Here is an 11,003-nt window from a genome sequence, read left to right as displayed (position 1 = left end):
AGCCGCTTCAGCATTTCAGTGAGGAGGCTCACGGTCCGCCCGCGGAAAGCGAGTGCCAGGAGCGGAAATCACCAAACGTTTTTGCTCGACACTCTCATTGAAAAAGCAAATATAACAATTTATAGAAATTGCGATAAGCATAAAGAAAGGCGTGAATTAACTATTCACGTCTTTTTTTTAGGTTTGTTTCATAAAATAAAACAAGCATAGAAAGGGAGGGAAGAATTTGCATAACAGACTATTACTTTGTTTATTACTTTGTGGAGTTTTACTTTATTATGGTGTTCCAAGACTATCAATAGGTGCTGAAGGCCTAGAAGGTATATTTGCAATTTCATGGTTAGCTTTTGCGTTAATTGTTATCAGTGGAAACTTAATAGGCATATTGTACCGTCCTAAAGTAAATCGAAAAGCAGTCAGACAAACACCAATTCGAACACAACAAAGAGCAAAAGTCCGCCAGTATCAATAGCCAAGATTGAATATCGTCTTCTTCACCCTTATAATAGAAATAAGAATGCATCGGAAAATAGAATGATAATTAGAGGGTGAAGAGCTTGGCTACTAAGCATGAGCAAATTTTGCAGTACATTGACACGCTTCCAATTGGGGAAAAAATTTCTGTGCGACAAATTGCAAAGGATATGAAAGTAAGTGAAGGAACAGCTTACAGAGCAATAAAAGAGGCAGAAAATAAAGGCTATGTTAGTACGATTGAACGTGTCGGTACAATCCGGATCGAAAGAAAAAAGAAGGAAAACATTGAAAAGCTAACTTTCGCAGAAGTTGTTAATATTGTTGATGGTCAAGTTTTAGGCGGAAAAGCAGGTTTACATAAAACACTTAATAAATTTGTTATTGGTGCTATGAAACTAGAAGCGATGATGCGTTATACAGGAGCGGGTAATCTACTGATTGTTGGTAACCGAACAAAGGCTCATGAGTATGCATTAAATGCCGGAGCTGCGGTTTTAATTACAGGTGGCTTTGATACGGAAGATGATGTTAAGAAGTTAGCAGATGAGTTACAGCTGCCAATTATCTCTAGTAGCTACGACACATTTACAGTAGCAACTATGATTAACAGAGCGATCTATGATCAACTTATTAAAAAAGAGATAGTACTGGTAGAGGATATTTTAACCTCAAAAGATGAAACTGTTTGCCTCCACCTTTCTGATACAGTTGAAAAATGGTATCAATATAATGCAGAAACAGGACATGGGCGTTATCCTGTTATAGACGGTAACTCAAAGGTTGTTGGAATGGTAACATCTAAGGATATTATGGGGCACGATCACGGAGCACTTATTGAGAAAGTGATGACGAAAAGTCCAATGACTGTTAACGAAAAAACATCTGTTGCTTCAGTTTCACATATGATGGTATGGGAAGGAATTGAGGTGCTTCCAGTTGTAGACCAAGGCAATCGATTACAAGGTATTATTAGCCGTCAAGATGTATTAAAAGCTTTACAGATGATAGGACGTCAACCTCAGGTTGGAGAGACTATTGATGATATTGTAACCAATCAGTTCGAAGATATAACACCTGATTCCAAAAGTGAAATCACTTATCAATGTGAAGTAACACCTCAAATGACGAACTATCTGGGAACAATATCTTACGGTGTATTTACCACTATTGTTACTGAGGCTGCCAATAGGGTTTTAAAATCTTATAAAAAAGGTGACTTAGTAATTGAAAATATAACGATATACTTCATTAAACCCGTTCAAATAGAGACCCTACTTGAAATACGTCCAAAGGTATTAGAGGTTGGTAGAAAATTTGCAAAAGTGGATGTTGAGGTATATAATGACGGCGTTGTTGTAGGTAAAGCGATGATGATGGCTCAATTGTTGGATAGATAGAGTGTAAATAACAATTTATAATACTAAAAAGAGACGCAATACAAATCGCGTCCCTTTTTTAGTATTAAGTATTTTTGGAAACTTATTGCTGCTGTGCTTCTTGAATAACCAAAGGTAAGAAATGCTTATAAGCACGATATCCTGCCCAGACACTTCCGCCACCAACTAATAATAATACAATCCCGACAATCGTTGAAACAAGGGATGGATGTACGAAAAATGCATTAATCGCAAAAAGAGTTACAAATAGACCAAGAGCAATACTAGATTTAGCAGAAATCCATTGTTTTTCCATTGGACGTCTTGCTCTAAAGTATTTTGTTTTATAATAAAGATAGAATCCTAGCGAAAAAATTATAAACACAACAAGTACAGGCATGATGAACCTTCCTCCATTTACATAATAGCTATTCCTATTGTAACGGGAACTTAGTGAAATTGCTAGTGAATAGAATGTGGAAAGTTCGTGAATACAGTTCGATAGATAAGCTGAAACCTTTCTTAGGGTACTAGCTCATACCTTGCTTGACTAACATTGAAAGGCCCCTATGGTGACAAGGAGAATCGTGGAAAAGAGAGGGTACTTACGTATGTATAAAGAAATCTTAGCGACAATTAATGAGTTTGATACCATTATTATTCATCGGCATGTTCGCCCTGATCCAGACGCTTATGGTTCACAGTGTGGCTTAGCTGAAATTTTAAAAGCATCTTTTCCTGCGAAGAATGTTTATGTGGTTGGGGAAGATGAACAATCACTGCTCTTTTTAAAGAAGATGGATACTGTTTCGGATGAAGTATATCAAGATGCCTTAGTTATTGTGTGTGATACGGCTAATCAAGAACGAATTTCAGATAGCCGTTATAACAGAGGGAAGAAAGTAATAAAAATTGACCACCATCCAAATGAAGACCCATACGGAGATATTCTTTGGGTTGATACTAACGCTAGTTCAACTAGTGAAATGATATATGAATTATATCTTGCTGGGAAAGAACAAGGTTTTATCCTTTCAAGGGAAGCAGCAAGATTGATTTTTGCTGGCATAGTGGGTGATACAGGGCGCTTTCTATTCCAAAGTACAAATCCAAAGACCTTTTCATATGCAGGCGAATTAATTGAAACTGGTTTTTCGTTCCCCGAGATATATGAAAACTTATATCAAAAAAAAGAAAATGTAGCAAGGTTAAGCGGTTTCGTGTATCAAAATTATCAAGTTACCGATGATGGTGTGGCTTCCGTTGTTCTCAAGAAAGAGATATTAGAAGCATTTGATGTTACACCTACAGATGCTTCTCAGCTAGTGAGCCTTCTAGGCAATGTTGAGAACATTAAAGTTTGGGTATTTTTTGTAGAAGAGAAAGATCAAATACGAGTTAGACTCCGTTCAAAGGGGCCAATTATTAATGGTGTAGCGAGAAAATATAATGGTGGAGGGCATCCACTGGCTTCAGGGGCAACGATTTATACGTGGGAAGAGGTAGAGTCAGTAATAGAAGATATGCAAGCAGTTTGTTCGGATACTAAATAAAAAATAAAGTCGCTCTATTGGTAGCGACTTTATTTTAGTTTTTGACTCTTTCTGGGATAAACCAAGATCCAATATCGGTAACTTCTTCATGTACGTTTAAATTTAATGCTTGAATCTCCTTTTTTAACAAAGTTGCAATTTCAATTGATTCCGCATAAGCAGAGTACCCATTTTTGATACGAGCCAACTTTTCGTTTAAAAGCTTTCTACGATTAATAATATACATTGGTTCTCCCTCCTCTTTTCTTTATTTTATTTCATAATGTATCAAAAATGCTACATATTTTTTAAATTTTCGGAAAACGTTCATAATTTGGTTTGCCGATTTTAAAGAATTTCATTAGATACTATATTCAGAAGAAAAGAATGGGCTACTATTATTTTTAAAAGATAATCTGAACACGAAAAAATACCTCGAAAATAAGAGGTATTTTTTTATATATTACTATTTAACTAATTCAATATTTAGTGTAATCTCTAAAGTAGTATCAAAATAAATAGAATAGGTTTTAAGTCTATATACTTTATCATCTAGTTTGTACTCTTTTTCTATAGCCTGCCTGAGTAACTCTTTGTTTTTTGAAACACTTTCAATATCTTTTCCTATCAAATGATTTAAGTTTTGCATAACAGCATCACTTAGGATATGAAGATTTAATTTACCTAGATCATACTTTTTTTGATTTGCGAACTCCACTTTAAAGTCTTGGATTTTCAACTTGCTTTTATTCTCTTCATTAAGCTTTTCATAATCCTCAATAAGGGTATTATTGCGGTCTTCCAAGTCGTTAATTTTACTTTGTTGCTTTGTTAGTAACTGGATCTGTTTCTCTTGCAAAACTCCAAACTGAAATAAAAAAACAAACCAACTAATTAAAGCGCCTACCGCAACTCCAGCAAAAAATCTTTGCCATCCTGGTTTCTCATATAAGGGTGGGATTCTCATTATGTTATGTGCTCCTGTGTAAACCACTCTATTATTCTCCAACCTATTTGGGCACCGCCCATAGCAGAAACAATTAATAGAAACTGCTTGAAAACATCTTTTGTCTGTCCTAAAAATATCCCTCTTTCGAAGCTATAAAAAGCATCGAAGGTACCGCCGATTGCAGCTACAAGAGCCCATATTTTTAATTTACTAGCTACCCGGTAAATTTCTGTTAAGGGAGCTTCACCGGCTATAAATGCTCCTATGCCACCAATTAATGAGCCTCCTAGTAATACACCAAGCGCTATGAAAAAACTATGAATAAATGCAGGCATAAACGCCTCTTTTACTTCCATAATGACACCTCTTTATGATTGCTGTTAGTAGCAGAACAGGAAGTGTAACCTTCCTTTATACATGTATATGGACAAACTGAAGCTTGTATGAGTTATGTTTGGATTGTTTTCGGATTAGGACTATAATTAAAGAGGATTCCTATATATTTGAAGTTTATTAACCTGTTTAATACAATCCTGATTTACATGTTTTATATATTCCCAGTTCAAAGGTTCACTTTTAACTGGATACCTACACTGTAGCTAAATAATATCCAATGATAAAAAATATAAAAAATAAAGGTGTGATTTCCATTGCCTTTTGTTCATCTTCAGGTACAGAGTGCTTATAGCATACTTTCCAGCTCTGCTAGGATTGAAAGCTTAGTTGAAAAAGCAAGTAAAACCGGCTATAAAGCATTAGCTTTAACCGATGAAAATGTAATGTATGGAGCAATTCCATTTTATAAAGAATGCAAAAAGAGAGGAATTAAACCCATTATTGGGTTAACAGCTTCTATATTAGCTAATGAAGACGGTGAGGAGAAACGTTCATTTCCACTGGTATTATTAGCAAAGAATAATCGAGGCTATCAAAATTTATTGAAGATAAGCAGTGCAATTCAGACAAAATCAAAGGAAGGTATTCCGAAAAGGTGGCTATCGAGTTATCGGGATGGATTAATTGCGATTACCCCAGGACGTACAGGAGAAGTTGAACAACACCTTTTAGCAGGGCAACTTGATTTAGCCAAGCAAGTGATAGCTCAATATAAGCATATGTTTGCAGAAGATTTTTATTTATCAATCCAAAATCACCAGCTATCAGAAGAAAAAGAATTACATAATCTTCTCTTCTCTATAAGTAGCGAGATGGGTGTACCTTTAGTAGCTACAAACCATGTCCAATATATTGAACGGGAGGATTCTTTTGCACATGAATGCCTGCTTTCCATTAAAAATGGAACGAAGCTGTCTGATGACAATCGGGTTGTATTACCTAGTAAAGAATACTATTTTAAGACACCCCAGGAAATGGTTGAGTTGTTTTCTGAATCAGCCGTCGTTCTTGAAAATACGCTTCGAATTGCGAATCAATGTAAAGTCGAAATAAAACTGGGTGTTTTTGCATTACCTAAATATCCAGTTCCTAATGGTGAATCAGCGGGAGATTATTTATCCCGTATTTGCTTAAAGGGCCTCCAGGAACGCTATCAAACACCTTCTGATGAACACCTTGATAGACTTCAGTATGAATTAGAAGTTATAAAAAAAATGAACTTTAGTGACTACTTCTTAATTGTATGGGACTTTATGAAGTATGCTCATGAAAAAGGCATTATTACAGGTCCTGGAAGAGGATCTGCGGCAGGTTCTCTTGTTGCATATGTACTTCATATAACTGATGTTGATCCAATAGAACATGAGCTATTATTCGAACGATTCTTGAATCCAGAGAGAGTTTCTATGCCGGATATTGATATCGACTTTCCTGATAATCGCAGAGATGAAATGATAGAATATGTATCCAAGAAATATGGGAGAATTCATGTAGCTCAAATAATTACATTTGGGACATTAGCCGCCCGTGCTGCTCTAAGAGATGTTGGAAGAGTAATGGGGATTTCGCCTAAGGAAGCTGACTATATCGCCAAACAAGTGCCAAGTAAGCTGGGAATTAGTTTAAAACAAGCATATGAAGAGTCTGCAACTCTCAGAGAATATATCACTAATATTGAAATTGGGCGAAAAATCTTCGACACTGCAGTGAAAATTGAAGGTCTTCCGCGGCACACCTCTACTCATGCAGCTGGAGTTGTAATAAGTGAGCACCCATTGACAGATTTAATTCCTATTCAGGAAGGACATAATGAAGTGTATTTAACACAGTATCCAATGGATATTCTTGAAGAGATTGGACTACTAAAAATGGACTTCTTAGGTTTACGAAACCTTACACTTATTGATAATATACAGTCACTTATTTACAGGGGGACTGGTAAGAAAATCGATTTATCAACAATACCATTGAATGATCCCAAAACCTTTGACTTATTAAGTAAAGGCGACACAACAGGAGTATTTCAGTTAGAATCTAGTGGCATGAGAAGCGTTTTAGCTCGACTAAAACCTACTGAATTAGAGGATATTGTTGCAGTAAATGCCTTGTACCGTCCAGGTCCAATGGAAAATATACCGTTGTATATAGCAAGAAAGCATAAAAATGAGGTTGTACAATATCCTCATCCAGATCTAGAACCGATTCTATCAAAGACATATGGGGTAATTGTCTATCAAGAGCAGATTATGCAAATTGCTTCAAAACTTGCTGGTTTTAGTCTAGGGGAAGCGGATTTGCTACGTAGAGCGGTTAGTAAAAAGAAAAAAGAAGTGTTGGACAAAGAACGAGAGCATTTTGTAAAAGGGAGTCTCAGAAAAGGGTACAATGAAAAAACGGCTAATGATATTTATGATTTAATCGTACGTTTTGCTAACTATGGGTTCAATAGAAGTCATGCTGTAGCATATAGTATGATTGCTTATCATCTAGCTTTTCTTAAGGCGAATTATCCACTCTATTTTATGGCTGCATTATTAACTAGTGTTGTAGGCAATGATGAAAAGCTTGGGCAATATATTAGAGAAGCAAAACAAAAAGGGATAACCATCCTGCCTCCTTCCATCAATAAAAGTTACTATCCTTTTTTCGTGGAAAAGAAAGCAATTCGCTACAGTTTAGCCGCAATAAAAAGCGTAGGAGTTACTGCTTTAAAAGATATCATCGAGACAAGGAAATCTAAACTTTACACTGACTTGTTTGACTTTTGCGTAAGAACATCAATAAGGAGTGTTAACCGTCGGACATTAGAAGCGCTGATATGTTCAGGCGCTTTTGATGAGTTCGGAGAAAACAGAGCCACTCTTTTAGCTACTTTAGATGTCGCACTTGAACATGCAGAGCTGGTCCGTCCAAAAGATAATGAAGGGCAATTTGATCTTTTCATCGAAGACGATTTTGGAATTAAACCAAAATATGTTGAAGTTGAACCGTTTAAAGATGTAGAAAGGCTACGCTTTGAAAAAGAAGCCTTAGGCTTTTACTTATCGAGTCATCCGGTTACTCCTTATTCATCTTTTTTACAAAGGAAGGGAGCCGTTCCGATTAGCTCAATTACGGATTACCTACAGAAAACGGTATACGTAGGTGTATTTGTAACGAAGGAAAGAACGATTCGAACAAAAAAGGGAGAGGTAATGGCCTTTCTTACTGTTAGTGATGAAACTGGTGAACTTGAGGGTGTTGCTTTTCCAAAAACATACAATCAATTTGGAAAATTACTTAGAAATGATGCCTTACTTTTACTTAAAGGTAAAATCGAAGAACGAAACAATCAACTTCAGTTACTAATTAATGAAGTTGAACCATTACCCGAAATAGTCGACATCGAAGTAAATAATAACCAAACATTATTCGTAAAGATTGATAAAACCCATCAAACAGATAAGATCTTTTCTGAACTAAAAGAATTATTGCAGGAGTTTCCGGGAACTACAGCAGTTGTTGTTCATTATGAAGAAAAACAAAGAACTATTAAACTTCAAAAAGAGCTATGGATAACTCCAGACACTCCTTTTTTAACGCAATTAGAGGGTTTAATGGGTCCTGAAAATGTTGTTTTAAAATAACATACCCTCTTTACATCCAACATAAATATGTTATATTGTTAAAGAAAATGGTGTGGTCAGACCACTGGTTTTTTACAATTATTATCAGAGTTAATATAGGGTATTGTTTTTTACTTTTTATATTTAGTAGTTTATATGAAATGAAAGATTCACTACCCGATAGATGGACAAGATGTTTAAAGACGTACAATCTCCATTTTGTAATTAATAAAAAGAAAAATATTTAATTGTCTAGCTCCAGCGCCTAGCCAGTTTTCCTAACGGAGTAAGCTTCTTCGAGTATCTTGCGTAAAAGCTTCGCTTTTAAGCAGCTCGAGGTCGTTTCACCCCTCCTGCGGCGGCAACACTAAGGAATGCTTCGTGAGGTTAATCCTCGCAGGAAAAAAGCTTTGCTTTTTTTCGAGCCTCCTCACTGAAATGCTGAAGCGGCTTGGTCAGAAACGAGAAAATTGGAGACTCCGACAAAAGAGGCGTCTTTTGCCTCTGACGGAGGAGTTGAAATTTCTCGAGTTTCTAGCCGCAGAAGCTGGACAAGTCAGGGTTCCGACGCACAGGATATGCTAGTGCCGACGTTGCCACAGGACGTGGCGACCTTAGTCGGCCAGGCTTGTCGGGGCTGACCAAGGCGCTTGCGCTTTTCTATTATAAGGAGTGAAAAAGCTAAATGACTCTAAGAGAAGAAGCTTTGCATATGCATCGAATTAATAAAGGTAAATTAGAATCAAAAGCAAAAGTTCCAGTGAAAAATGCAAAAGATTTAAGCCTGGCGTACTCTCCTGGAGTTGCTGAGCCTTGTAAAGTTATTTATGACGACAAAGCAAAGGTATACGAATATACCATGAAAGGAAATATGGTGGCGGTTGTGTCTGATGGTACTGCTGTTTTAGGATTAGGAAACATTGGACCGGAGGCTGCTCTTCCTGTAATGGAAGGGAAAGCAGTGCTATTCAAAAGCTTTGCTGGAGTAGATGCATTCCCTATTTGCTTAAATACAACAGATGTAGAGAAAATTATAGAAACCGTAAAATTACTAGAGCCGACCTTTGGGGGAGTTAATCTTGAGGATATAGCCGCTCCTAATTGCTTTGTAATTGAAGAACGTTTGAAAAAAGAAACGAATATACCTATCTTTCATGATGATCAACATGGTACGGCAATAGTTACTGTTGCTGGATTAGTTAATGCTTTGAAACTAGTTGGTAAAAAGATGTCAGACATCCGTGTTGTTGCGAATGGAGCAGGTGCTGCAGGAATTGCAATTATTAAATTATTATATCGCTACGGTGTACGTGACATTATTATGTGTGATTCAAAGGGCGCTATTTATGAAGGTAGAACTTTTGGTATGAATGATGTAAAAGCTGAAGTTGCCAAATATACGAATCAAAATCGTTTAGAAGGGTCACTTGAGGATGTACTAAAAGATGCAGATGTATTTATTGGAGTTTCAGTTGAAGGTGCATTGACTTCTGAAATGGTTAAAAGCATGAATTCAGACCCAATTATTTTCGCGATGGCTAACCCAAATCCCGAAATTATGCCTGAAGATGCATTTGCTGCAGGTGCGAAGGTTGTTGGAACTGGACGATCTGATTTCCCAAACCAAGTCAACAACGTACTCGCATTCCCAGGTATTTTTCGAGGAGCGCTTGATGTTAGAGCAACTCATATTAATGAGCAGATGAAAATAGCGGCTGTAGAAGCGATTGCTTCCTTAGTCTCAGACGAGGAATTACGTGCAGACTATGTTATTCCTGCTCCATTTGACGCTAGAGTCGCACCTGCTGTTGCTGCTGGAGTTGCTAAAGCTGCTATGGAAACAGGGGTTGCTAGAATCGTCGTTGACCCAGAAGAAATTGCTGAGAAAACAAGAAAATTAGCGATTATTGAATAGATGATTGGAAGAGGATATTGTGACATCATCAAGTAAAGTATATATCGGAATTGTAAATCAAATTCGATCAATTATACAGGAAGACGGACTTACAACAGGAGATAAAATACCTTCTGAACGCGAACTATCTGACCGTTTAAAAGTGGGACGCTCCTCGGTAAGGGAGGCCCTTCGTTCTCTTGAATTATTAGGATTAATTGAAACAAGGCGAGGAGAGGGAACATTCCTAAAAGATTTTGGAGATCATCAGTTAATTGATATATTGGGTACCTTTATTATTCAGGGTGAAAAAACAAAGGAAGACCTCGTAGAAACTAAGTATTTATTAGATAAAACCTGTATTGAATTAGCCTGTGAAAAAATGACTGAGTCAACGAAGAATGAACTTGAGGTTAATTTTAAAAATGCCGAAAATAAAGAGGAATATCTTATTAAGGCAATAATTGATGCAACAGATAATCGACTATTAAAACGGATTTGGATTGTTATAAATGAGTATGCAAAACTTGTTTATGGTGAACAATCGCAGCAAATTTCTCCAAAACTACTTGAAGATTTACTCGAAGGTTTACTCTCGAGTGATGTTGGAAAGGCTCTTGCTGCATACGATAGAATGACACAGTAGAAATTTGTCGTTTAATTGTTGACATATTCCAACAAAAAAAGAAGAGAACATTCAGTAAAGTATAAGTACATGCTTTTTTGGCAACGAAGGGGATAGATAGGTTTTTATTTACTTGTTTTTTTTAAAGT

Annotated in this window: 10 protein-coding genes; 6 read left to right on the top strand and 4 right to left on the bottom strand. The window is 36.5% G+C overall.

Annotation, left to right across the window (positions count from 1 at the left end):
* Positions 1–226: 226 nt before the first annotated feature.
* Both AB3M96_RS21360 and AB3M96_RS21355 read left to right on the top strand, forming a co-directional pair.
* The gene (locus tag AB3M96_RS21360; RefSeq protein ID WP_412969633.1) at positions 227–472 is read left to right on the top strand and encodes a hypothetical protein; all 246 of its coding nucleotides are present in this window, start codon (positions 227–229) and stop codon (positions 470–472) included.
* An 85-nt stretch (positions 473–557) separates the two neighbouring features.
* The gene (locus AB3M96_RS21355) at positions 558–1,874 is read left to right on the top strand and encodes a DRTGG domain-containing protein (protein WP_412969632.1); all 1,317 of its coding nucleotides are present in this window, start codon (positions 558–560) and stop codon (positions 1,872–1,874) included.
* 82 nt (positions 1,875–1,956) lie between these two features.
* On the opposite strand, the gene AB3M96_RS21350 is transcribed toward AB3M96_RS21355, so the two are convergent.
* Entirely contained in the window at positions 1,957–2,253 is a 297-nt protein-coding gene (locus tag AB3M96_RS21350; RefSeq protein WP_412969631.1) for a YtpI family protein, read from the bottom strand.
* A 211-nt stretch (positions 2,254–2,464) separates the two neighbouring features.
* Here AB3M96_RS21350 and AB3M96_RS21345 point away from each other — a divergent pair, with 211 nt between their 5' ends.
* The gene (locus AB3M96_RS21345) at positions 2,465–3,406 is read left to right on the top strand and encodes a DHH family phosphoesterase (RefSeq protein WP_412969630.1); all 942 of its coding nucleotides are present in this window, start codon (positions 2,465–2,467) and stop codon (positions 3,404–3,406) included.
* Between the two features lie 34 nt (positions 3,407–3,440).
* On the opposite strand, the gene AB3M96_RS21340 is transcribed toward AB3M96_RS21345, so the two are convergent.
* The 3 genes from AB3M96_RS21340 to ytrH form a co-directional block, all read right to left on the bottom strand.
* Entirely contained in the window at positions 3,441–3,632 is a 192-nt protein-coding gene (locus AB3M96_RS21340; RefSeq protein ID WP_412969629.1) for a YtzJ family protein, read from the bottom strand.
* A 219-nt stretch (positions 3,633–3,851) separates the two neighbouring features.
* Positions 3,852–4,352 (bottom strand): sporulation membrane protein YtrI, encoded by a 501-nt coding sequence (ytrI, locus tag AB3M96_RS21335; protein ID WP_412969628.1) that lies wholly within the window; start codon positions 4,350–4,352, stop codon positions 3,852–3,854.
* The gene (ytrH, locus tag AB3M96_RS21330) at positions 4,352–4,690 is read right to left on the bottom strand and encodes a sporulation membrane protein YtrH (RefSeq protein ID WP_412969627.1); all 339 of its coding nucleotides are present in this window, start codon (positions 4,688–4,690) and stop codon (positions 4,352–4,354) included. The genes ytrI and ytrH overlap by 1 nt, the downstream gene beginning before the upstream one ends.
* A 294-nt stretch (positions 4,691–4,984) precedes the next feature.
* Between ytrH and dnaE the strand changes: the two genes are divergently transcribed.
* The 3 genes from dnaE (at position 4,985) to AB3M96_RS21315 (ending at position 10,875) form a co-directional block, all read left to right on the top strand.
* Entirely contained in the window at positions 4,985–8,356 is a 3,372-nt protein-coding gene (gene dnaE, locus AB3M96_RS21325) for a DNA polymerase III subunit alpha (protein ID WP_412969626.1), read from the top strand.
* A gap of 664 nt (positions 8,357–9,020) precedes the next feature.
* Positions 9,021–10,250: an NADP-dependent malic enzyme gene (gene ystJ, locus AB3M96_RS21320; protein ID WP_412969625.1), complete on the top strand. Its 1,230-nt coding sequence runs from the start codon at positions 9,021–9,023 to the stop codon at positions 10,248–10,250.
* 19 nt (positions 10,251–10,269) lie between these two features.
* Positions 10,270–10,875, top strand: coding sequence for a FadR/GntR family transcriptional regulator (locus tag AB3M96_RS21315; protein ID WP_412969624.1), 606 nt, complete (start codon positions 10,270–10,272; stop codon positions 10,873–10,875).
* The last annotated feature ends 128 nt before the right edge of the window (positions 10,876–11,003 follow it).

The sequence above is a fragment of the Ferdinandcohnia jepli genome (assembly GCF_047246645.1).
Classification (GTDB): Bacteria; Bacillota; Bacilli; order Bacillales; family Bacillaceae_L; genus Ferdinandcohnia.
This window is presented reverse-complemented; position numbering and strand designations above follow the sequence as displayed.

Coding starts and splice junctions, on each gene's coding strand:
- AB3M96_RS21350 (WP_412969631.1), bottom strand. CDS start 2,253: ATGCCTGTACTTGTTGTGTTTATAATTTTTTCGCTAGGATTCTATCTT.
- AB3M96_RS21345 (WP_412969630.1), top strand. CDS start 2,465: ATGTATAAAGAAATCTTAGCGACAATTAATGAGTTTGATACCATTATT.
- AB3M96_RS21340 (WP_412969629.1), bottom strand. CDS start 3,632: ATGTATATTATTAATCGTAGAAAGCTTTTAAACGAAAAGTTGGCTCGT.
- ytrI (WP_412969628.1), bottom strand. CDS start 4,352: ATGAGAATCCCACCCTTATATGAGAAACCAGGATGGCAAAGATTTTTT.
- ytrH (WP_412969627.1), bottom strand. CDS start 4,690: ATGGAAGTAAAAGAGGCGTTTATGCCTGCATTTATTCATAGTTTTTTC.
- ystJ (WP_412969625.1), top strand. CDS start 9,021: ATGACTCTAAGAGAAGAAGCTTTGCATATGCATCGAATTAATAAAGGT.